Annotated in this window: 21 protein-coding genes; 8 read left to right on the top strand and 13 right to left on the bottom strand. The window is 53.0% G+C overall.

Annotated features, from left to right (window positions below):
* Positions 1-66 precede the first annotated feature (66 nt).
* The 3 genes from clcA (at position 67) to erpA (ending at position 2,705) form a co-directional block, all read left to right on the top strand.
* Positions 67-1,470, top strand: coding sequence for a H(+)/Cl(-) exchange transporter ClcA (gene clcA, locus ACIDEJ_RS06675; protein ID WP_411987295.1), 1,404 nt, complete (start codon positions 67-69; stop codon positions 1,468-1,470).
* Between the two features lie 88 nt (positions 1,471-1,558).
* A complete protein-coding gene (locus tag ACIDEJ_RS06670; RefSeq protein ID WP_411987294.1) occupies positions 1,559-2,365 on the top strand; it encodes a DUF6776 family protein in 807 nt (268 codons plus the stop codon).
* The gene (gene erpA, locus ACIDEJ_RS06665; RefSeq protein ID WP_411987293.1) at positions 2,358-2,705 is read left to right on the top strand and encodes an iron-sulfur cluster insertion protein ErpA; all 348 of its coding nucleotides are present in this window, start codon (positions 2,358-2,360) and stop codon (positions 2,703-2,705) included. The genes ACIDEJ_RS06670 and erpA overlap by 8 nt, the downstream gene beginning before the upstream one ends.
* Before the next feature lie 87 nt (positions 2,706-2,792).
* Here erpA and ACIDEJ_RS06660 read toward each other — a convergent pair whose 3' ends face one another.
* From ACIDEJ_RS06660 to ACIDEJ_RS06645, 4 genes are all read right to left on the bottom strand, one after another.
* Positions 2,793-3,209, bottom strand: coding sequence for a hypothetical protein (locus ACIDEJ_RS06660; RefSeq protein WP_411987292.1), 417 nt, complete (start codon positions 3,207-3,209; stop codon positions 2,793-2,795).
* 53 nt (positions 3,210-3,262) lie between these two features.
* The gene (locus ACIDEJ_RS06655) at positions 3,263-3,613 is read right to left on the bottom strand and encodes a DUF2750 domain-containing protein (RefSeq protein WP_411987314.1); all 351 of its coding nucleotides are present in this window, start codon (positions 3,611-3,613) and stop codon (positions 3,263-3,265) included.
* Positions 3,614-3,714: 101 nt separating this feature from the next.
* Positions 3,715-4,824 (bottom strand): anhydro-N-acetylmuramic acid kinase, encoded by a 1,110-nt coding sequence (locus ACIDEJ_RS06650; RefSeq protein WP_411987291.1) that lies wholly within the window; start codon positions 4,822-4,824, stop codon positions 3,715-3,717.
* Positions 4,825-4,836: 12 nt separating this feature from the next.
* Positions 4,837-6,237, bottom strand: coding sequence for a peptidoglycan DD-metalloendopeptidase family protein (locus ACIDEJ_RS06645; protein ID WP_411987290.1), 1,401 nt, complete (start codon positions 6,235-6,237; stop codon positions 4,837-4,839).
* Positions 6,238-6,360: 123 nt separating this feature from the next.
* Between ACIDEJ_RS06645 and tyrS the strand changes: the two genes are divergently transcribed.
* Positions 6,361-7,560, top strand: a complete 1,200-nt coding sequence (gene tyrS, locus ACIDEJ_RS06640; RefSeq protein ID WP_411987289.1) for a tyrosine--tRNA ligase — start codon at positions 6,361-6,363, stop codon at positions 7,558-7,560.
* A gap of 52 nt (positions 7,561-7,612) precedes the next feature.
* Here the strand turns inward: tyrS and ACIDEJ_RS06635 are convergent, their stop codons facing one another.
* The 7 genes from ACIDEJ_RS06635 to gltB form a co-directional block, all read right to left on the bottom strand.
* Complete coding sequence (locus tag ACIDEJ_RS06635) at positions 7,613-8,119, bottom strand: hypothetical protein (protein WP_411987288.1); 507 nt, start codon at positions 8,117-8,119, stop codon at positions 7,613-7,615.
* Between the two features lie 62 nt (positions 8,120-8,181).
* The gene (locus tag ACIDEJ_RS06630; RefSeq protein WP_411987287.1) at positions 8,182-8,625 is read right to left on the bottom strand and encodes a nuclear transport factor 2 family protein; all 444 of its coding nucleotides are present in this window, start codon (positions 8,623-8,625) and stop codon (positions 8,182-8,184) included.
* A 263-nt stretch (positions 8,626-8,888) separates the two neighbouring features.
* Entirely contained in the window at positions 8,889-9,269 is a 381-nt protein-coding gene (locus ACIDEJ_RS06625) for a DUF2721 domain-containing protein (protein WP_411987313.1), read from the bottom strand.
* 45 nt (positions 9,270-9,314) lie between these two features.
* Positions 9,315-10,334 carry a cobalamin biosynthesis protein gene (locus tag ACIDEJ_RS06620; RefSeq protein ID WP_411987286.1) on the bottom strand — a complete coding sequence of 340 codons (1,020 nt, stop codon included), beginning with the start codon at positions 10,332-10,334 and terminating at the stop codon, positions 9,315-9,317.
* The gene (locus tag ACIDEJ_RS06615) at positions 10,312-11,004 is read right to left on the bottom strand and encodes a 5'-methylthioadenosine/adenosylhomocysteine nucleosidase (protein WP_411987285.1); all 693 of its coding nucleotides are present in this window, start codon (positions 11,002-11,004) and stop codon (positions 10,312-10,314) included. Before ACIDEJ_RS06615 ends, ACIDEJ_RS06620 begins: the two co-directional genes overlap by 23 nt.
* Positions 11,005-11,131: 127 nt before the next feature.
* Complete coding sequence (locus tag ACIDEJ_RS06610) at positions 11,132-12,541, bottom strand: FAD-dependent oxidoreductase (RefSeq protein ID WP_411987284.1); 1,410 nt, start codon at positions 12,539-12,541, stop codon at positions 11,132-11,134.
* Between the two features lie 7 nt (positions 12,542-12,548).
* Entirely contained in the window at positions 12,549-16,997 is a 4,449-nt protein-coding gene (gene gltB / locus ACIDEJ_RS06605; protein WP_411987283.1) for a glutamate synthase large subunit, read from the bottom strand.
* Positions 16,998-17,468: 471 nt separating this feature from the next.
* Between gltB and ACIDEJ_RS06600 the strand changes: the two genes are divergently transcribed.
* The 3 genes from ACIDEJ_RS06600 (at position 17,469) to oxyR (ending at position 19,947) form a co-directional block, all read left to right on the top strand.
* Positions 17,469-18,380 (top strand): TIGR01212 family radical SAM protein, encoded by a 912-nt coding sequence (locus tag ACIDEJ_RS06600; RefSeq protein WP_411987312.1) that lies wholly within the window; start codon positions 17,469-17,471, stop codon positions 18,378-18,380.
* Between the two features lie 135 nt (positions 18,381-18,515).
* Complete coding sequence (locus ACIDEJ_RS06595) at positions 18,516-18,881, top strand: Hpt domain-containing protein (protein ID WP_411987282.1); 366 nt, start codon at positions 18,516-18,518, stop codon at positions 18,879-18,881.
* A 157-nt stretch (positions 18,882-19,038) separates the two neighbouring features.
* On the top strand, positions 19,039-19,947 hold the full coding sequence (gene oxyR / locus ACIDEJ_RS06590) for a hydrogen peroxide-inducible genes transcriptional activator OxyR (RefSeq protein ID WP_411987281.1): 909 nt from the start codon (positions 19,039-19,041) through the stop codon (positions 19,945-19,947).
* Positions 19,948-19,996: 49 nt separating this feature from the next.
* On the opposite strand, the gene ACIDEJ_RS06585 is transcribed toward oxyR, so the two are convergent.
* Both ACIDEJ_RS06585 and mutH read right to left on the bottom strand, forming a co-directional pair.
* Positions 19,997-21,070 carry an adenylate/guanylate cyclase domain-containing protein gene (locus tag ACIDEJ_RS06585; RefSeq protein ID WP_411987280.1) on the bottom strand — a complete coding sequence of 358 codons (1,074 nt, stop codon included), beginning with the start codon at positions 21,068-21,070 and terminating at the stop codon, positions 19,997-19,999.
* 113 nt (positions 21,071-21,183) lie between these two features.
* Positions 21,184-21,867 carry a DNA mismatch repair endonuclease MutH gene (gene mutH / locus ACIDEJ_RS06580; protein WP_411987279.1) on the bottom strand — a complete coding sequence of 228 codons (684 nt, stop codon included), beginning with the start codon at positions 21,865-21,867 and terminating at the stop codon, positions 21,184-21,186.
* A 675-nt stretch (positions 21,868-22,542) separates the two neighbouring features.
* Here mutH and rppH point away from each other — a divergent pair.
* Entirely contained in the window at positions 22,543-23,073 is a 531-nt protein-coding gene (rppH, locus tag ACIDEJ_RS06575; protein WP_411987278.1) for an RNA pyrophosphohydrolase, read from the top strand.
* Positions 23,074-23,075: the final 2 nt, after the last annotated feature.

Raw genomic sequence — 23,075 nt, 5'->3', positions numbered from 1 at the left:
CCGGCAGCACCATCCCTGTGTGGTTCCGGTTTCGGCTCATTAATTATAACGAAAGTACCTAACTCCATGCCCAAGTTTCCAGACTTCCATTTCCGCCCCGGAAACCACCTCAGATTACGTCTAAGTTCCAACTACTTTACGGCCAATCCGGACTACTTGGTATTGCTGGCGTTATCCGCGCTTGTAGGGGCGATTACCGGACTGGTGGTTTCCATGTTTGAAATGGCCATCCATTTCATGGCGGATTATCGCATCCATTATTTTGACGATTGGGGCCTGCCATTATGGCTTAGCGCATTGCTGGTGATTATGGCCGGTGCCGTGGTGGCGGCGCTGGGGTTTTGGTTGACGGCCAGAATCGCCCCGGAAACCTCCGGAAGTGGCATCCCCCATGTAGAAGGGGCCTTGGATGGCTTGCATGACATTCGTTGGTGGCGGGTGTTGCCGGTCAAGTTTGTGGCGGGTGTTTGCGCCATCAGCTCAGGCATGGTGTTGGGGCGTGAAGGCCCCTCGGTACAGATTGGCGGCGCGGTAGGGCGCATGTGCGCCGAAGGTGCCAAACGTTTCCAATTTGCCCCCCATGTATTGACAGCGGCCGGGGCCGCGGCGGGGCTGGCGGCGGCATTCAATGCGCCTTTGGCGGGCATTTTGTTCATTGTGGAAGAGATGCGGCCGCAGTTTCGTTACAACTTTACCTCCTTTAAATGCATCACGTTAGCCACCCTGATGGCGACCATCGTGATGCGTTATTTCCAGGGCCAGGAGGCGGTAATGGACATTCCCACATTTCAGGTGCCGCCATTGGCCTCGTTATGGCTGTTTGTTGTCTTGGGCATCGTGTTTGGCATTGTGGGCATTTATTTTAACCGCTGGATATTAAAAGCCACGGCAATGTTCAAAGGCTACCATCAAAACCGTCTGCTGCGGGTGACCTGTACCGGCGCTTTATTTGGTGGCGTTTTTGCCTTGTTGCAGCTTTATGTGCCCAATATTGCCGGCAGCGGCATTGCATTGATCACCGATTTTGTACGGGAACCTATGGCCTGGGCGGTGATGGTGTTACTGTTTGCCCTCAGAATGCTGACCACGCTGGGGTGTTTTGCCTCCGGTGCGCCAGGGGGCATTTTTGCGCCCATGTTGGCTTTGGGTACCTTGTTGGGGCTGGCTTATGGCAGTATTGCCGCTGGTTTGTTTCCTGATTTGGTGGCCGAACCCGGCGTTTATGCGGTAGCGGGCATGGGGGCGTTATTTGCCGCCACCGTGCGCGCCCCGGTTACCGGTATCGTACTGGTCGTGGAAATGACCGACAACTACCAGCTGATCCTGCCGCTGCTGGCAACCTGCCTTGGCGCCACTTTCATTGCCCAGGCTTTGGGAGGACGCCCGTTATACTCTGCGCTGTTGCAACAATCCTTGGAGAGTAAAAAAAGTGCTGAGGCGGCTGAAACTGGGGTAAAACCCGGGGCGTAATGAATGAGGCTCAACCCAACGAGCGGGAAAGGCCGCCGGGCATCGGTGACATCTTTTTACATACACTCAAATATAAAGGCTGCAGGGAATGGTAAAATATCCGCGCTGGTTACTGCGTTTGCAATGGTTTGAACGGCGGATCCGTCCCTCCTCGCTGTATTTGTTGTCGCTGCTGTTGGTGGCGTTTGTTGCCGGGGCGCTGTCTTTTTCCCTGTGGGAAGATAACAGCCCGATTGCCAACAAGCCCAATATCAACAAGATCAATCAATTAAAAGCTGAATTGACCAGCCAGTCACAAATATTGGCCAGCCGCAATCTTGAATTACAGTTGGCAAAGGAGTCCAATAAAGAGATGCAGGAGATGTTTGCCAGGCAACATCAAAAGCAGCAGGGTTTGGAGCGGGAGCTGGCATTTTACCGCAGCATTATGGCACCGGAAAACAATGTGGATGGGGTGGCCATTAATGGTGTGGAGCTACAAACTGGCCTGTCGGCCAACAGTTATCGGTTACGGTTGATTCTGACCCAGTTACAAAAACGCAAGCAATCGCTAAAAGGGCGTGCTGAGGTGACCTTTCAGGGATTGCAGGACGGCAAAGAAACCGAAATCAGCCTTGATTCCCTGATAGGCAAAGGTAAATTCAATTTTAGTTTTAAATATTTTCAGGTGCTGGAAGCGGATGTTTCTCTTCCTGAATCATTTGAATTACAACGTATTTCTGCCAAAGTTGTGGTACCGGCAAGCCGGCGCAGCAAAGGTGGCGAAACTGAACAAAGTTATAGTGTGCCCGAGTTGTTAACCGGGGAAAAAGACCCCGGCATAATACTTGAACAAACAACTCAGGTATTGGATAATTCGTCGCAGCAATCAGATGTAAGAGGTAGTAATGACTGAACAAGCTGAAGCTATGCCCATCCGCTTTACCGATGCGGCAGCTGCAAAAGTGAAAGCTTTGCTGGAAGAAGAACAAAACAGTGCACTTAAACTGCGGGTTTATGTAACTGGGGGCGGCTGTTCAGGATTTCAGTACGGTTTCACCTTTGATGAAAAAATCAATGACGGGGATTTGACCGTAGAGAAACAAGGGGTGCAACTGGTGGTTGATCCCATGAGCCTGCAGTATCTGGTAGGGGGTGAAGTGGATTACACCTCAGGGTTGGAAGGCTCCCGTTTCTTTGTGAAAAATCCTAACGCCAAAACCACCTGTGGTTGCGGTGCCAGTTTTTCTGTTTAAACATCGGCGCCACGGCGCTGTAATAAAAAACCGCCATATGGCGGTTTTTTTGTGGGTGTCATGCCCGCGACGTTTTGCTACCACGGATTATTGCATGAGATTGAAGTTCACATTGCGCTGAAAAAATGCCGATACCTTGGCCGTGAACACCAGCCACAGCTGCAGCATGGACAGCACAATTAACACGCTGATGCTCAACCAGCCCGGGATGTGTTGCAGATAAGGCCACAGCCCCGAATGCTGAAGTTGCTGATACAGCGCCGGATTTTGTTGCAGCAGGTAAGGCAGCGTGGTGCTGGCCGCCAGCGCGGTAATGGCGTAGCCGCGCAGCAGCCATAATCCGGCTTTATGACGGATACTGATAGCCAGCAGCATCAAGATGCTCAGCAGCGCCAGCATTACGCCGGTGCCTGACCATAATCCCCACAGCGACAGCGCGGCATACCCCAGCATGATAAGCACAAGCCGTTTGGGCAGGGGTGGGTGTTGCATTGTTTGCGTCATGCCTTGTTACATCCTGTGTGCTTGCTACAGCCTGCGTCGTCATGCAGACCGGGTTAATGGGATTTTTTGGGTGACAGGCTATGGTCAAATTCGTAAGGGGGAACAACCACGCCCAAATCATCCAGTAACGGGAATACGGCTACCAGCAGATCATCATCAGCCATGCCATCGGTCCAGCGCTCTTGCCAGTCCTGCAGGCTGATGGCCAGCGGCTGGCAGTCCTGCCAGTCATCTTTGGCCCATTCTTTGGCGGCAGTTTCGCTGGGCCACACCGGAATGCAGTCTTCATCGTCGGTGGTTAACATGACACAGCCATGGGCGTCATGCAGTACCCATAACTCCTGGTGTTGGCGCACTTGCTCAATCAGATAATCAAAGCGTTTTTCCGGCGACATCTGGGCCATCTTTTTTACGGGTGTTTCAGTATTCACTGCATTGTGTCCTGTCAGCTGTTGATGGGGCGAATGCTATCACCGCCACCGGGGATGATAAAGCGCCAGCAGCGCTATTTTGCCGGAAATCTGGCACCCAGCACGGCTTCTCGGCGAGCACCGGTTACCGCAGGTAAATTGGCCGGTAAACCGTGTTGGTGCCGCATGGCCAACCAGGCAAAAGCAATGCTCTCCACCCATTTGGGGTCGATGCCCAGCGCGGTTGTGGTGTGCAGGGTATGGCGGGGCAACAACTGCTGCAAGCGCTGCAATAAGGTGGTATTGAACGCGCCGCCGCCGCAGGCGTAAATCTCCCCGTGGTCGCACAGGGCTTGGATCTCAGTTGCCATGGTATGGCAACTGAGATCCAGCAAGGTGGACTGAATATCCTCTTCCGGGATTTGGCCGAATTCGGACAACTGTTGGGTTAGCCAGGCCTGATTGAACAGCTCCCGCCCGGTACTTTTGGGGTAGGACTGGGCAAAGTAGGGATGAGACAGCAATTGTTGCAGCAGCTGGAGATGGGTGGTGCCACTGGCAGCCCATAATCCCTTGTCATCAAACGATACCTGCTTTACATGCTGGATCCAGGCGTCCACCAATGTGTTGCCGGGGCCGGTGTCAAAGCCTAGCACTTGGCTACCATCCCCCGGCAGAAAAGTGATATTGCCAATACCGCCGATATTCAGAATGATGCGGCTGTGGCCAGGCTTGGCAAATATCTGCTGATGAAATGCCGGTACCAAAGGGGCTCCCTGGCCACCCAGGGCAATGTCTTTGCGGCGAAAGTCGCCAATCACGTCAATTCCCGTGTCTACCGCAATGGTGTTGGGATCGCCGATTTGCAGGGTGAAGCCCGTTTCCAGGCTGGGCATATGGCGCACGGTTTGCCCGTGGCTGCCAATGGCACAGATGTCAGCGGCCTGCAGTTTGGCTTTTTGCAACAACTGATTGACCGCAACGGCGAAAATTTTACCCACGGTACGGTCCAGCCGCCCCAAGCGGTTGATTTCATCCCGCTCCGGCTGACACAAGCGTTGCAGCCCTTTGTATAAATGTGTCGGATAATCTTCTGAATGATGGGCAAGCAGCTGGGGCCTGCCACTGGAAAAATCCACCAGTGCAGCGTCTACGCCATCCATGCTGGTGCCTGACATCAGTCCTATGTAATAAGCGGTTTTCATCTGTGGTTCCCGTTATTGTCTGGCAATTCGTATCTGTTGGTTGTGGGCAATTGCAGCCATTAACTGTTCGCTAATGGCCATAAATGCATGTTTTTCTTTGTTGGCAATGGGTAATGCCTTGGGCAGGTTGACGGTTCTGGGATTGCGGTGCACGCCATTGACGATAAATTCATAGTGCAGGTGGGCACCGGTCACCCGGCCGGTACGGCCCAGTGTGCCGATAATCTGCCCCTGTTTGACCACCTCGCCCCGTTTCACTTTGCGTTTGTTCAGGTGCAGGTATTTGGTGGTGTAGGTTTCATTGTGCTTGATGAACACATAGTTGCCATTGTACTTGTTATAACTGGCTTCAATGACACGACCTGCTCCGGCAGACTTGATGGGCGTGCCGATGGCGGCTACGTAGTCAACTCCCCGGTGGGGGCGTACCAGCCCGGTTACCGGGTGCAGACGCTTGGGATTAAAGTTGGAGCTGACATATTTAAAATCCACCGGTGAGCGTAAAAAGGCCTTGCGCATGCTGCGCCCGTCGGCAGAATAATACTTGCCGTCGGTATAACGCACCGCGGTGTAACGTTGTCCCTGATTGACAAATTCCGCCGCCAGAATGTTGCCGTTGCGCAAAAACTCACCGTCGGCATATTCCTGCTCGTAAATAAGGGCAAAGCTGTCATTGGCCCGAATATCCAGGGCAAAATCCACATCCCAGCCGAAAATGGTCGCCAGTTGCATGATTTGCGCCGGTGTGAGCCCGGCATTGATGCCGGCATTCCAGAAATTATTTTTTATCTGGGTGGCAACGAACTGTTGGCGTTTTTCCACGCTTTTATGGGTGATTTGCGCCTGATATTCCCCAGCGATTTTACTGATGATGAGGGTGGAAATGGCATCAATCTGATAGCGAAGTTCTTGTAGCGTGCCATCGGCATTCTTGCCAATGGCTAAAGACTCCCCGGGCATAATGCGGATAAGGTGCTGTTTGGCCAAGGCCAATTGGCTGATGTCATAGACCTCTCGGGCACTGAGCTTGGCCCGGTTAAAAACCGCTGCCAGGGTGTCACCCTTTTTTATCTCGTAATGCTCCAGCTCTGCCAGATTGCCGGCCTGACGGTCGGTTTGGGGTTCCAGTGCCTGCTGGGTTTCATTGGCAAGTTGTTGGGTAATGGCCTCAGCCATGGCTTCTGAATCTTCGGGCACACCGCTTTCTGACACGCCTTGGGCAAGCGGTGCTTCGGGCGTGCGAAATGCCAGCGGCACCTCATAACGTACCGCCGGTTTGCTGGTGGTGTGACGTGAAGCGCTTGCATCTTCCAGGGGTAAAAATAAAATCAGTAAGCTGAAAACAGCGAGCATGCCGAGCAAAATCTGGTGTTTTTTGGGCAGTAATCTGAATAGTGTTATAAGTTTTGCCATCGACTCCGGTACCAAATCGTCACACTTGGGCATTATGCGCCAGTTTACACACTTTAAATTAGGCTGGCTAACAAGTAACATAAGTCTCTTTGATTTTGAAGAGCCTTGGGAGTTGTTGGCAAAATGGCTGATTTAGCGCAGGTAATGGCGGAGATTAAGCGCGGCACGGAAGAGATCCTGCTAGAAGCTGATCTGGTTGAAAAACTGAAAGAAGGACGTCCACTGAAAATCAAGTTGGGGGCCGATCCTACCGCACCGGATATCCATCTTGGGCATACCGTTATCCTGAACAAGCTACGCACTTTCCAGGAACTCGGACATGAAGTCATTTTCCTCATCGGGGATTTCACCGGCATGGTGGGGGACCCAAGCGGCAAGAACACCACCCGTCCGCCACTGACCCGGGAACAGGTACTGGCCAATGCGGAAACCTACAAGGAACAGGTGTATAAGATCCTCGACCCGGCCAAAACCCGCATCGTATTCAACTCCAGCTGGTTGGGGGATTTGGGTGCTGCCGGCATGCTGCGTTTGGCTTCGCGCCAGACCGTGGCCCGCATGATGGAGCGTGACGACTTCAAAAAACGTTATGCCTCTGGGCAGTCGATTGCCATTCATGAGTTCATGTATCCGCTGCTGCAGGGTTATGATTCAGTGGCATTGCAGGCGGATGTGGAACTGGGCGGTACCGATCAGAAATTCAACTTGCTGATGGGCCGTGAGCTGCAAAAAGCCGAAGGGCAAAAACCGCAGACCGTCATCATGATGCCGCTGCTTGAAGGGCTTGATGGCGTTAAGAAAATGTCCAAGTCTGCCGGTAACTACATCGGGGTGAGTGAAGCCCCGGACGAAATGTTCGGCAAACTGATGTCCATCTCCGATGAGCTGATGTGGCGTTATTTCGAGCTGCTGTCATTCCGTCCGCTTACGGAAATCGAGCAGTTCAAGCAAGATGTGGCCAATGGCGCCAATCCTCGGGACATCAAAATTCTGCTGGCCAAAGAGATTATTGCCAGATTCCACGATGAGGCGGCAGCCGAAGCGGCCCATCAGGCATTTATTGCCCGTTTCCAGAAAGGCGCCTTGCCTGACAATATCGATGAAATCACCCTGACTGCAGGGGCTGAAGGCATTGCCGTGGCAAACCTGCTCAAAGACGCCGGTCTGGTGGCTTCCACCTCCGAAGCCCTGCGCATGATTAAACAGGGCGCCGTGAAAATGGATGGTGAGCGGGTGGATGATGCCAAACAGCATTATGACGCCGGCACCGAGGCCGTATTCCAGGTGGGCAAGCGCAAGTTTGCCAAAGTGACCGTGGCCTGACGCGCGGTTAAACCCGAATGAAAAGGGCCTTTCGGCCCTTTTTTAATGGGAATTACCGGGGCACGGGCACCGTTTTACAGTGGTTGGTGCCGAAAAAGTCATCGCTGGCACAGCGCCAACTCAAGCAGGCTTTATCCAGAGCCCAGTGGCCCTGCTGTTTTCCCAGTGACAAAATCAGCAACATTTGCGGATGCCCCGGGTGGGGCGCCTTGATGCTGTAAGTGATCATCTGTCCTTTGTATTGTTTGGCGTCAACCAACTGAAAGCCCTGGCCGGAATACTGCCGGCTTATCTGTCGGGGATCCTGGCTCCAGGCCGCTTGTTGCCGTTGGGCTTTGGCCAGGGCCTGATTGAAATGACTGACCGGTTGCACTGCATAGGAAAGCACCATTGGCGGCTCTGCCAATGGGGATGCTGGTGTTGCAGCCGTTTTAAGTGATGCGGCAGCCATGTTGCTGTATAGCAAACACAGCGCGGCTGCACTCATGGCTGAAAAATGCCCCATACGTACCTCAATTACAGATGCAGCGCCCACCTGCGAGTCAGGTTTGGGCACCATTCATTCTCTTTCTTGTGGGACAGTGATTGGGCAGGGGAGTTCCCCCCACGAACAATGGCCGGTTACTGGGCCGCCAGTTGATCCGTCATGGTTTGATAATCGATAAAATCCTGATGCTTGCTTACCCGGTGATTGAGCAAATCCAGCTTGAGGGTGGTCACGCCGGGAACGGCAATATCAATGATTTTCCCCGGTTTGCCAAACTGTTCCCCCGGCCCTTTGAAGTGGTAGTTGCCTATCATGACCACCAATGCGCCGGAGTTGAACATGTGCTCGATATTGAAGTCATATTCCAGGACTCCCCGATGGGCACGTTCCAGAAATTCAATGATATGGCGCCTGCCGGTGTAGCTGCGGCCGGCGGTCACATCCACAAACACGCTGTCACGGTTATAGAATGTTGCCAGCTTTGGGTAGTTGTGGTTGGTGTATGCCTTGAGATAACTCATGGCCATCTGTTGCTCCGCCGGCATTTCGCTGTTATTCGCCGACAGCGGAAGAGACATGAAAACGAAAACTAACCACAGATAACGCAAACTATATTTCTCTTTTTTGGGGAATGTAACACTGGGTGCGGCATAACGTCATATTGCGGCGGCACGGCTATGGTGCATGCGCCGCAGCACAGAAAGGGCAAGCCCCTTTCAAATCACGGGCATAATGCCCTGTGTCAGGATGCTAATCAAGCCGCTGATGGCGCAGAAATGTAACCAGGCGTCAATGACACCGCCATTGACGTTAACCTGGACAATAAGACGGCCATAACGGCTTAATGTTCATCCATTTGCTGTAGATGGATATTGAGCGCATCCACTGAAATGCGAATTTCAATCACTGACAAAATCAACGAATGCAGCAGTAACAACAGGCTTCCGCCAAAGACCAGTGAGCCGCTTTGATGAAAGCCAAGATAGATAAGGATCATGCACAGTACGCACAAGGCAAAGCTGGAAACCCCGGCTTCCTGCATGCGCTTGATGATCACAATCCGCCGGCGCAGGTTTTTAAGTTGCTCACTGGCAATGGGCTTGTCGCTGGCACTTAAATTGCGGATTAATGCCGCCAGTGAAAAAAAACGGTTGGTATAGGCCAGTAACAGCAATGAAATGGCCGGAAACAGCAGTGCCGGTGTGGTGAGTGATATGGGCATTTGTTCCAGCACAAAACCTCCTGGGGTGCAGTGAAATAGTAACAATCATGACAGGGTGTGAAACCAGCGTAGCCCCACCCACAGCAACGGTATGGCGCTGAGCAGGATCAGCCAGAAAGCCAGTGTAGCATTTACCAGCTGTTGTGCTCGGTTAATATCCCGGGCCGATGGCAAGGGGCCAAAACAGTGGCGTTGCAGCCTGACTTTGTTGCCATCATATTTTTGCGGGCCGCCCAGTTCAATCTGCAGCATGGCAGCACTGGCGGCGCACAGTTGCTGGTGGCCCCGTAACGCCGGATGGGTTGTTTGACATTCTGTTCCCGCACTGCGGCGAAATCCCCCATAAAATGCCAGTGACAGGCGCCATAGCTTTAAAGGGACCCAGAACAAACCGTAATTCAGCCAGCCCAGGATTTTGGAAAACTGGCTAAAGCGGGGGGACTGGGGCCACCAGCTAAGCTGCAGCTGCCACAACATGGCCAACAACAACGCCAGTGGTGCTCCCAGCAGCAGATAGGCCAGCAGGGTGCCCAGCAGCCGGTATGCGGGCATGGTTACCAGCAGTTCAATGGTGGCTTTCACCATGCCGGTTTCCGACAACTCTGTGGTGTCCCATGGCACCCAAGGACTCAGTAACTGCCGGGCCAGCGGCTTGTCATGTTGTTGCAGCGCTTTTTGAATGGCCGAGGCTGTACCCAGTAGTCCCATGTCCTGCAAACACAGGTAAAGAATGAGCATTTCAAAAAACCAGGGATAGGCAGCCATATAAAGCAGCAGGGCGCTGATGATCCAAAAAGGCAGCACCAGAAGCAACAACGACAAAACGCCGGCAAGGGATTGCTGTTGCTGGGGGCGGTGTAGATGCAACACTTTGGCTGCCAGCGCCGTTGCCAACTTGCCCTGCCAGCGCAGGGGCTGCAGTTGTGCTGGTAACGGCAGCACCTTTATGGCCAGTAGCGGCAGCAGCATGGTGGCAAAATGGCGCAACAGTTCGCCATCTTGTTGCCATAGGGTGTCAATAAAGGTGCCGGGCATGGCAATCTCAGAGGTGATGCAACATGCCAATCACCATCAGTGCCGAATGCTTGCCGGCTTTTACCAGATAAGCATCAAAATCGACAGGGGAATTGTTGTTGGCATTGTCAGACAAGGAACGGATCACCACAAAGGGCACGTTGAACTGATGACACACCTGGGCAATGGCGGCACCTTCCATTTCGCAGGCGGCCATTGCGGGGAAATGCTGGCGCATGACGGCTGTGCGCTGTGGATCGCAAATAAAGCTGTCACCGGTGCAAATGAGTCCGCATACTGCTTTTACCTCTCCTAAGCCCACAATGGCCTGTTGGGCGGCGTTGACCAATTTGGGCTCGGCAACAAAGGCGGCAGGTTGCTGGGCCATCTGGCCGATTTCATAGCCAAATGCGGTCACGTCCACATCGTGGTAACGCAGCTCGCTGGAAATCACGATATCGCCAATTTCCAGGCTGTCCACAAAACCACCGGCTGAGCCTGTATTGATAACGGCATCAACAGCAAATTTTTCAATCAGCAAGCTGGTGGCCATGGCCGCAGCCACTTTGCCAATGCCTGAACGGGTGATCACCACCTCTTTACCGCCCAGGCGACCGCTGACAAATTCTACCGAGCCAATGGTAACGCTGTGGGGGGCTTGCAGTTCAGCAATCAGGTGAGCAACTTCCGGCTCCATGGCGCCGATAATCCCAATTTTCATGGATAACCCTTATCAATTCAGTGACGGAAAACCGGCTCAATATACCATAGTGAATTTGGCTGCCACAAAAAAATGCGCATCAGGGCAAGCCCAGGATGCGCAATAGGAGAAGCAATCTTTAAAATGCTTAATCGAAGAAGTTCAATATGCCCTTGGCGGCTTCCCGGCCTTCGGCAATGGCGGTTACCACCAGATCCGACCCCCGCACCATGTCGCCACCGGCAAACACTTTGGGATGGGTGGTTTGAAATGGGGTATCGCTGTCTTTGGGGGCTTTCACCCGTTGCCATTCATCCACTTCAATGCCGTGCTCGGCAAACCAGGGGGCAGGGCTTGGCTGAAAACCAAAGGCGATAATCACCGCATCCGCGGCCAGCAGTTGTTCGCTGCCGGGAATGGGTTCCGGTCGCCGCCGGCCACTGCTGTCAGCTTCACCCAGTTGTGTTTCCACAAATTCAATGCCCACCACTTTGCCATTGTCGGTTTTGATGGCGGTAGGCTGGCGGTTGAATAAAAACGCCACTCCTTCTTCACGGGCGTTTTTGACTTCACGGCGGGAGCCCGGCATGTTGGCTTCATCCCGGCGATAGGCGCAGGTAACACTTGCCGCGCCCTGGCGCACGGCGGTGCGCACGCAGTCCATGGCCGTATCACCCCCGCCGAGTACCACCACCTTCTGGCCTTTCAGGTCGATATAGGGTTGCTGGGCTGATGCCGTTTCACCCAGCAGCTGGCGGGTATTGGCAATCAGATAAGGCAATGCCTGGATGACGCCGCTGGCATCTTCACCGGGCAGGCCGGCTTTCATGGCACTGTAAGTGCCCATGCCAAGGAACACGGCATCGTACTCCTCCAGCAACGTGCTGAAGGCAATATCCTGACCCACATTAACGCCCAGGCGGAACTCGATGCCCATGCCTTCCATCACCTGGCGGCGGGTATTCATGACGGCTTTATCCAGCTTGAAGGCCGGAATGCCATAGGTGAGCAAACCGCCAATCTGCTGATAACGGTCATACACCACCGCCTTGACCCCATTCCTTGCCAGAATGTCAGCACAGCCCAGACCGGCAGGGCCGGCACCGATAATGGCCACCCGCTCCGGGCGCGGCGTTACGCCGCTCATGTCCGGTCGCCAGCCTTGGGCAATGGCCGTATCGGCAATGAATTTTTCCACATTGCCAATGGTCACGGCACCAAATTCGGCATTGAGGGTGCAAGAGCCTTCACACAACCTGTCCTGGGGACACACCCGGCCACAAACTTCCGGCAGGGTGTTGGTTTCATGGGCCAAATCGGCCGCTTCCATAATCCGTCCCTCTTTCACCAGCTTGAGCCAGTTGGGAATGTAGTTATGGAGCGGGCAGCGCCACTCACAGTAGGGATTGCCGCAATCCAGACAGCGGTCAGCCTGCTGGTTGACCTGTGCCTGGGTAAATGGCTGGTAGATCTCGATAAACTGCGCCTTACGCAAGGCTACGGGCTGTTTGTCCGGATCAACGCGGTCCACTTCGATAAATTGAAAATTGTTACTCATTGACTCATTACCCCGCATTTACCGCCAGTTCAGGGCTGGGTGTCTGTGTTTTTAGCAGATCCGCCGCTGCAATATTCTTGGGTTTCACTAGTACGAAACAGTCCAGCCAGTTCTCAAAGTCATGCAGAATGGCTTTGGCATGTTCGCTGCCGGTTTCTGCCACATGCTGTTCAATCAGGCCTTTAAGGTGCTGTTGGTGGATGGGGGCATCCACTTTCATCAGCTCGACCATTTCCGGGTTGACCCGGCGACCGAAACGGCCAAACTGATCGAACACATAGGCAAAACCACCGGTCATGCCCGCACCGAAGTTAACGCCGGTGGTGCCCAGTACCACCACAATGCCGCCGGTCATGTATTCACAGCCGTTGTCACCCAAGCCTTCTACCACCGCCAATGCACCGGAGTTGCGAACGGCGAAGCGTTCGCCGGCGCGACCGGCCGCAAACAGCTGGCCACCGGTGGCACCATAAAGACAGGTGTTGCCGATGATGGCGCTGCGTTCAGACTTGAACGGGCTGCCGTGAGGCGGATAGATGCTCAGCTTGCCGCCGGACATCCCTTTGCCCACGTAATCATTGGCATCCCCGCACAAGGACAGCTCAAGTCCAGGGCTGTTCCAGACGCCAAAGCTCTGTCCGGCGCTACCGTTGAAGTGCACCTGAATGGGCTGCGGGCAACCTTTTCGTCCCCACTTGCCGGCAATATGGCCGGATAACGCCGCGCCTACGGAGCGATCGGTGTTGTTGATGGCAAAACAGGCGTCAAATTTTTCGCCCTTGTCCACCAGTGCGCCGCATTTGGACAGCAACTCTTGGTTGAGTACGCCTTTATCGGCAGGGTCATTGAGCTCCTGCCAGGTGAGGGCGGTAGCACTGCTGACTGCTGGCCGGTACAAAATGGGCGATAAATCCAGCCCCTGCTGTTTGTCGGTTTCGCCAGGCAGCAGTTGCAGCCATTCTGCATGGCCTACCAGCTCCTCAAAACGGGTAACCCCCAGTTTGGCCATCCATTCCCGCACTTCTTCCGCCACAAACTGGAAGTAGGTCATCACCCGCTCAGGCAAGCCGTGGAAGTGTTTTTCACGCAGTGTGGGATCTTGTGTGGCCACACCGGTGGCACAGTTGTTCAGATGGCATATCCGCAGATAACGGCAACCTAGGGCAATCATGGGCACGGTGCCGAAACCGAAGCTTTCGGCGCCCAGCAGGGCGGCTTTAATCACGTCGGTACCGGTTTTAAGACCACCGTCCACCTGCAGGCGGATTTTATGGCGCAGGCCGTTTTGCACCAGAGACTGATGCACCTCTGACAGACCCAGTTCCCAAGGACTGCCGGCATATTTCACCGAGGTCAGCGGGCTGGCGCCGGTGCCGCCGTCATAACCGGCAACGGTGATCATGTCGGCATAGGCTTTGGCCACCCCGGTGGCAATGGTGCCAATCCCCGGTTCGGATACCAGTTTGACTGACACCATGGCTTTGGGGTTAATTTGCTTCAGATCGAAAATCAGCTGCGCCAAGTCTTCAATGGAGTAGATGTCATGATGCGGTGGCGGTGAAATCAGTGTCACACCGGGACGGGCGTAACGCAGTGTGGCAATTTCCACACTGACTTTATGCCCCGGTAACTGGCCGCCTTCACCGGGCTTGGCGCCCTGAGCCACCTTGATTTGCAACACGTCGGCATTAATCAGGTAGTGGGCTGTTACCCCAAAACGGCCGGAGGCAATCTGTTTGATGGCCGAGTTGCGCTCGGTGTTGAAGCGGCGCGGATCTTCACCCCCTTCCCCGGAGTTGGAGCGTCCGCCAAGGCGGTTCATGGCAATGGCCAGCGCTTCATGGGCTTCAGGGCTAAGGGCGCCAATACTCATGGCAGCGGTGTCAAAACGCGGATAGAGGTTTTTATCCGGCTCGACGGCATCGAGCGAAACCGCCGGCTGCTGGCCTTGAATGGTCATCAAATCGCGGAAGGTGGTCACCGGCCGCTCATCCACCAATTTGGCAAATTGTTTGTACTTGGCGTAATCCTGCTCTTTCAGTGCCGTTTGCAGGGTGTTGACCACATCCGGGTTGAAGGCATGATATTCACCGCCTTCAACATACTTGAGCAGTCCGCCCTGGGCCACATTCTGGTGAGGGCGAAAAGCGGCTTTGGTGCGCTGCTTCACATCGGCTTCTATGCCGGTAAAACCCACCCCCTGAATGCGGCTGACCACCCCTTTAAAGCACTGGTCAATGACTTCATCCGCCAGTCCCACGGCTTCAAACAACTGGCTGCAGCGGTACGAGGCAACGGTTGAAATGCCCATTTTGGAAATGATTTTCCGCAGCCCCTTTTCAATACCATAACGGTAGTTGAGCATGGCGGTAATCACTTCCTGCTGCTGGCGTTGTTTGGCCAGTTGGGCGATGGTTTCGTACACCAGATAGGGGTAAATGGCGGTGGCACCAAAGCCCAGCAGTACGGCAAAGTGGTGCGGGTCGCGCACGCTGCCGGTTTCCACAATGATGTTGGTGTCGCAGCGCAGGCTCTTGGCAACCAGCATCTGCTGCACAGACCCTACGGCCATGGCCATGGGAATGATCAGGGCGTCTTTGCTGATGTTGCGATCAGACAGCACCACCAGTGTGGTGCCACTGCGAGCCAGTTTTTCCGCTTTGTTGGTAATGCGTTTTATGGCGTTTTCCAGGCCTTCTGCCGGCGCGTAGGACAGATCTATCACGTTTGCCCGGTAGTAGGTGCTGTCAAGGGCCAGCAACTGGTGAAAATCGCTGTATAACAATACCGGCGAATTAAACATTACCCGATAGGCATGGCCGGTGGTTTCATTAAACAGGTTTTGCTCTTTACCGATGCAGGTGGCCAGTGACATCACGTGTTTTTCACGTAGCGGATCAATGGGCGGGTTGGTCACCTGGGCAAATTTTTGCCGGAAATAATCGTAGAGCGTGCGTTGTTTGCGGGACAATACCGCCATGGGCGTATCATCACCCATGGAGCCGATGGCTTCTTCTCCTTTACTGGCCAGCACCCAGATGACCTGTTCCATCTCTTCCCGGGTGTAGGCAAACATTTTTTGGTAAGTGAGCAGGGTGGCCGCATCAAATTCGCTCACGCCCAGCTGTGACTCCTCTACCCTTTCCGCGGGTACCAGGGTCCGGCTGTTTTTCGTCATCCATTCTTTATAGGGGTGGCGGCGCTTGAGGTCGTTGTCAATTTCAAACGATTGGTACAGACGGCCGCGAACCGTATCCAGCACCAGTAACTCCCCGGGGCCTACCCGGCCTTTTTCCGTCACTTCATCCGGCGCATAGTCCCAAATGCCCACTTCTGAAGACAGGGTCAGAATGCGGTCCTTGGTTATCACGTAACGGGACGGGCGCAGGCCATTTCTGTCTACGGCGCAGGCAGCGTGGCGGCCGTCTGTCATCACAATCCCGGCCGGGCCGTCCCAAGGCTCCATGTGCATGGAGTTAAAGTCGTAAAAGGCCTTGAGTTCATCATCCATTTCCGGATTGCTTTGCCAGGCAGGCGGGATCAACAGCCGCATGGCACGGTATAAGTCCATGCCGCCGGCCAGCAGCATCTCCAGCATGTTGTCCAGCGAGGAAGAGTCGGAGCCGGTTTCATTGACAAACGGCGCCGCCTGTTGCAAATCGGGCAACAACGGCGAGTTGAATTTGTATGCGCGAGCGCGGGCCCATTGGCGATTGCCGGTAATGGTATTGATTTCACCATTGTGCGCCAGGTAGCGAAAGGGCTGAGCCAATGGCCACTTGGGGGAGGTATTGGTGGAAAACCGCTGGTGGAACAGGCAGATGGCGCTTTGTAAACGCATGTCGGCCAAATCGGAATAAAATGCCGGTAAATCTGCCGGCATCATCAACCCTTTATAAACAATCACCTGGCCGGATAAACTGGCCACATAAAAATCAGGGTCATCCAGTAGTTGTTGTTCTATGCGGCGCCGAGCCATGTAAAGGCGCCGCTCCACATCTTCCGTGCGCCAACCTACCGGTGCATTGATTAACACCTGCCATATTTGTGGCATGCTGGCTTTACCAATCTCACCCAAAATGTCGCTGTTTACCGGAACCTGCCGCCACCCTGCTATGCTGAGTGTTTCTTTTTCGAGTTCTCGTTCCGTGATGTATTTTGCCGTGGTGGCACGGGCGTCATCCTGGCTCAGAAACAGCATGCCCACCGCAAACTTACGGCTAAGGTGCCAGTCGGATTCTGCGGCAATTGCCTCAAAAAAACTGGTGGGCATCTGCATCAGCAAGCCGCAACCATCGCCGGTGCGTCCATCTGCGGCGATCCCACCTCGATGTTTCATTCGATCTAGCCCGTGAATTGCTGTACGCACGATGCGATGGCTTGCTTCACCATCCATCTGGGCAATCAGGCCGAATCCACAGTTTTCCCGCTCGAAACTGGGATGATACAAACTCATACAAACCCCCAACTAAACGTCCACATACAGCGCTATAGTAACCATTTTCTATAGATATGCACCCGAACCTCTCAAATTATCCTGAGACTCTTCAAAGGTCAAACCAAAAAATTGCATATATAGAAATAAAAAGCTGGTATTCCATAAAGAATTTCTAATTGTTTTCCGTTAACGTAAACTGAAAATTGCCACGTATAACCTTATGAATAAAAATAAATTTATAAAGTCATTAAAAAATAAGCTACGAAAAATTAACGAACAGGCCACCCAGAGTGTACCAGACTGTTTGCCGATTATTTAGTCAAACTTTAGTGGTAATAAAAAATCACAACAAATGACTAAATATTCAAATTTAGCCGTTTTTTGGTTTGGGATTTGTTAACTCGGGCAACTTTGATACCGGGCAATATGCTGGTGCGCCGGAATTGCTACACTGACAGCTATTTTTCTTTGCGGATGTTGTCGTCATTTATGGGTCTGGATGATTTTGTTGTAACGTTTGCCACATACTGCCGGCAACGATTTGGTGAGCGGGTACAAAAGCTGACGTTGGATGCCAGTTTTACCTGCCCGAACCGGGACGGCACCTTGGGGCGTGGTGGCTGTACTTTTTGCAATGTGGCTTCTTTCAGTTATACCCCTGACAGCGGTTTGCCCATTGCCACCCAGTTGCAACAAGGCAAACAGCGTTTGCGGGCCAAGGCCTCCAAGTTTTTGGCTTATTTTCAGGCTTACACCAGTACCTACGAAGAATATGCCGTACTGCAGCAGCGTTATGATGAAGCGCTGGCAAGCACCGATTTGGTCGGGTTGTGTGTGGGCAGCCGCCCGGACTGCGTTCCCGATGAGGTGCTGGATCTGTTACTGGCATACCAGCAACAGGGGCGGGAGGTCTGGTTGGAGCTGGGGCTGCAAAGCGCCCATGATGCCACCCTGAAACGCATCAACCGTGGTCATGATTTTGCGGCGTATGCCGATGCGGTGCAACGGGCCCGCCAGCGGGGATTGAAAGTGTGCACTCACTTGATTTTGGGGCTGCCCGGGGAAAATGCGGACATGCACCTGCAAACCTTGCAACAGGTGCTGGCCGTTGGGGTGGACGGTTTAAAGCTGCACCCATTACATATTGTGCAGGGCAGCATCATGGCCAAAGCCTGGCGCAGCGGGCGTTTGTCACCGCCATCCATTGATGAATACGTGCAAAGCGCCGGTACGCTCATTCGTCATACGCCAAGAGAGGTGGTGTTTCACCGGGTTACCGCTTATGCCAAACCCCCGGTATTGCTGGCACCGGAGTGGTGCAGTAGCCGCTGGAAAGGGCTGATAGGCATTGTGGATGATCTGGCCCAACACGGTGGTCAGGGTGCTGCGCTATCTCGTTGATTTTAAATTTGTTCGCCAGTTTTGTCGGGATAGTGTTAACAAATTATTGGGGGCGGGTTACAGACCGCATTTTGGTTGCGTCCAGCGTTTTACTGGGTATGATGTGGTAAATTTTAGTGGTTAAGGAGTGCCGGTATGGCTACCTCAGATTTGGACACGATACTGGATCTCAACACCCTGGAGCAATACTGCAGCGCCATTGGCGCCGGCACTTTGCTGAAAAGTGTGGTGTTGTTTGAACAGTTGCTGCCGGAATACCTGAATAACCTGCAACAAGCGGCAGATACCCAGAATCATGAGTTATTGTGTTCCGAGGCTCATAAATTCAAAGGGGCTGCTGGGTCCGTGGGGCTGAAACGCATCCATTATTACGCCCAGTTATTACAGCATGGTGACACCCCGGAATGGGCGGGGCAGCATCCGGCGTGGTTAAAGGCCATTACACAATACGTGGCGGATGATCTGCAGCAGCTGAAAGCGTTTTTACAAGCCAAAGCCTGAGATACCCCTTCAAAGGGCATGTTGGTAAATTCCTGCGAGGTTTTTGCCATCATGACCACGTGACACATTTGCCAGGGTTGGCAGATGCCTGCCAACGCGGTTTGTGATAAGTTGCTGAGTACCAGTCTCAGGAATATAACCGTCGGGAACGGATTCGATGAAACCTTTGCCTAGTCTGAAAAATCTCTATTATCTGGTAAACCTGCATCAAGAGCAGAACTTCAACCGCGCTGCCGGTGTGTGTAACGTCAGTCAGTCCACCCTTTCCAGTGGCATCCAGAATCTGGAAGAACAACTGGGTTATCAGCTTATTGAGCGGGATCATAAATCCTTTATGTTTACCGCCATTGGTGAAGAAGTGGTGCAGCGTGCCCGCAAGATCCTTACCGATGTGGATGATTTGGTTGAATTGGTGAAAAACCAAGGAGAGCCGATGACCGGGGACATCCGTCTGGGATGCATTCCCACCATTGCCCCGTTTTTGCTCAGCCGCCTGATGAAGCAGTGCCACGAAAGTTATCCCCAACTGAGCTTGTTGCTTAAGGAAGATACCACCGACAGGCTGTTGGCATCTTTGGGGAAAGGTGAACTGGATTTGCTGCTGCTGGCCCTGCCGGCAGACATTACCGGGTATCACAGCATGAAGGTGGGGATTGACCCTTTTAAAATGGTGATCCACAAAGACCTGGCCAACAGGGTGCACGAGCCGGTGGATTATCATGCCCTGCCGGATGAAAGCATCTTTTTGCTGCACAGTGAGCACTGCATTACCGGGCACGCCATTACCGCCTGCCAGCTGGGGGACAGCCGTAAGGTAAACCCTTTTGCCGCCACAAGTCTGCACACCTTGGTGCAGATGGTGAACAGCAAACTGGGCACTACGTTCTTGCCACAAATGGCCATTGATGCGGGCATTTTGAATGATACGGATCTGATGGTGCTCACCCCGCCGGGGGATTTGCCTTTCAGGGAAATCGGGTTGGTATGGCGTCAGACCACCAGCCGCATCCGGACGTTCAGGACCTTGGGGCTGGAAGTACAAAAATTGCTGCGGCAAACCATGTAGCGGTTTTTGGGGCAGCCCATCTGGCTGCCTGTCCATAAAGGGAAAGGGGTTATCCCTGTTTGGGCTTAACCCCGTACACCTCAATCGAGTGTTGCTTGCCTTTGAGTTTTACCGGACCTAGGTTGGTCAGTTGATATTCACTGTGATCGTTTTCCAGCCGGGAGACCAGCGCGCCGGATAACAGCATGCGTTGCCCAAGGGGATTGCATTGATCCTGTAATCTTGCCAGGGTATTGAGTACATCGCTGAAGAAGCTGATTTCCTGTTTTTGCACCCCAACCACGGCCGCAACCACCTGTCCGCAATGGGCCGCTGCCTTGAACTTGGGCACAAAGCCGTATTGCTCTTCAAAATAGCGCCGTTGCCAGTTCAGCTGTTGGCTGAATTCAAAATACACATTCATGCAGCGGTCATTCACAATGCCCTGGGGCAGGGACCAGTGGATTAATACCGCATCTCCCATATAGCGGTAGATTTCAGCATCATTATTGTTAATGGTTTCAGACAACAAGCTAAAACAATCCTGGATAAGACGGCTAAAGCGGTAATCTCCCAGGGATTCGGCGTGGGTGGTGGAAGCGACCATGTCGATATACAAAAAGAGCCGCTGTTCATAACGGGGACGGTGATATTTGCCCATGCCGATGTTCAGCAGAATTCTGGGCCCTACCAATAAGGCCATCTGCTCAATGAAGGCCAAACCCACCCGCACCACGACCAGATAAATCATCAGTGCCTGGAATGAAGGGCTGTACAGAATGTGTATGGTGAGCATCTGCCGCAGGGTGGCAATATGGTTTTCAATGGCCCACATGTTCAGGTACTGGGTCATGTATGCCAGCGTAGTGGCACCAAGCAACAGAAACAGCCCTTTGAAAATAACCGAAAAAACATAAGGTAAGCGATTGATGGCGCTGAAGTCGGCAATCAGGTTTGACATCCAGTGCAAGCTGCCGAAGATGATCCCCATGTATATCGCCAGGGTGGCAAGATCCCCTGAGCCTACAGCCCACTGGGGCAACTCAGTTGATTGGGAATAGCGAAAAAATACGAAGGCCGACATGGCTCCGGTCCAGGCCAGAATGGCGAACAGGAGTTTTTTTGCCTGTACACGAGCTCTCACGGAATGGGCAGGATCCTACAATTATGTTGGCTTACTAAAAGGCGGTAGTTTATCCGCATCAGCAGGGTGATTCCAGCGATAAGTGTGATCTACATCAAATCAAACTCACATCGTTAGTGGGGATGTCCAAAATAGTGCTGCAGTATTTGACGGGTGAAACTGGTTTTCAGATAAAAGCCCCGGGGATTGACCAAACGCAGGCTGCCGTCCTCTGCAATACTCTCGGTGAGCGACCGGCTATTGGCGGCTTTGGGACGCAGCTGCAGCACTTCACCGTGGCGGGCGGTGATGGTGGTGACTTTCCCGAGGCTTATCAGCTCCATTATCTCTTCCCAGTCCTGCTGCAATTGGCGTTGCTGTTCCCTGTCCGGTTGCCATAACAGCGGCATGCCGATTCTTCGTTCAGCAGGCGGCAGTGTGCGTTCACCCTGTACCGGTATCCACAACACTTGCTGCAATTTATGAAACACCAGGCTTTGGTGCCAGCGCAAGCCGGTAATGTTCACCAACGGCGCCACACAAACATAAGTGGTTTCCAGCGGCATGCCTTGCATATCCACCGGAATGCTCTTTAGCTCTACCCCCAGATGCAAGAAATCCTGTTGGGGTTTGGAGCCCGCATCGGCACCGAGGGCCATTTCCAGCAATTGTCCTGGCCAGCCCTTATGGCGGCGCAAGTTGGCCGGCACCGGCAAATCCAGGGAATGTGCCACTTGCCCGAGGGTTAAGCCCGCCAGGGATTCGGCGCGCTGCATTAACTCGGCAATGGAGGATGGAGGAGGCGTAAGCGTATTCATGGCACGATTTTACCTGAAATCAATCGCGACACAACGGTGTTCAAAAAATGGCCAATGATGAAATGGTGACGTTGCCTATCACCGCCATGGGATAACATCATAATGATTTATAAGTAGTTTAATCTGATCACTTCAGGCCGGTGGACATTTTTCCAGAATTACCCGCTGGATTTTCCATAGTTGCCAACACCTTTATCCACAGCTTTATGGGATAAAAGCCAAGAAAAACCCATGGCATAACAGTTTAATCGTTTAAGTTAATCAATTTGATGATTTCAAATCTAAAAACAAGTAAAAATGGAACGAATTATGGCTTCAATACACAGCAAAAAATCCGCAAAACCGGGATCGTTTAAAAAATAAGCGCTTGTGATTGTGAGGCAATCCATTATGGTTAAATAGTAAAAAAATGATAATTTACATAATGTTATGGTGAAATTAAAAACGATCCCAAGGGTTGACAATTGTAACATCCCCGGTTTTTGACGGCTTTCACCCTGTCATCAACATGGTTGTCCACAGTTTTTGTGGATAGTGTCGTGCCAACATGAAGTTAATATTGCATTGGAGTGAGTTGGCACAGATATTTACCTGCATTGATAACTGCCAATTGCTGCCGCGCAAGCTTTGTGAAACAATCGATGCATTGAAATTTATCAAGTTTTCGGAGTCCATGTGATTGATAGCGATGGCTTTCGCGCAAATGTGGGCATAATCATCTGTAACAGGGTCGGGCAGGTCATGTGGGCTCGCCGGTTTGGGCAGCATTCATGGCAGTTTCCGCAAGGTGGCCTGGATGATGGGGAACAGGCTGAAGAAGCCATGTTCCGGGAGCTGTACGAAGAGGTGGGGTTGCAACCGGAACACGTGAGGATTTTAACCTCCACCCGTTCATGGTTGCGCTACCGCTTGCCCAAACGATTGATCCGCCAGGACAGCCAACCTGTTTGCATCGGTCAAAAACAGAAGTGGTTTTTATTACAGTTGAAAAGCCAAGATAGCGCGGTAAACCTTAATGCATCCGGCCACCCGGAGTTTGATGACTGGCGCTGGGTCAGTTACTGGTACCCGGTGCGGCAGGTCGTATCCTTTAAACGGGATGTGTACCGCAAGGTGATGAAGGAGTTTGCTTCCACGGTGCTGGTGTTGCAGCAACAGCGGGAGCAACCTTATCGCCGCAAGGGGCGAAACCGGCAGTCTCGTTGACA

It is taken from the genome of Shewanella mytili (assembly GCF_046765975.1).
In the GTDB taxonomy this organism is placed as follows: Bacteria; Pseudomonadota; Gammaproteobacteria; order Enterobacterales; family Shewanellaceae; genus Shewanella; species Shewanella mytili.
Note: the sequence above shows the minus strand (reverse complement) of the source record. Positions and strands in the feature narration are given on the sequence as shown.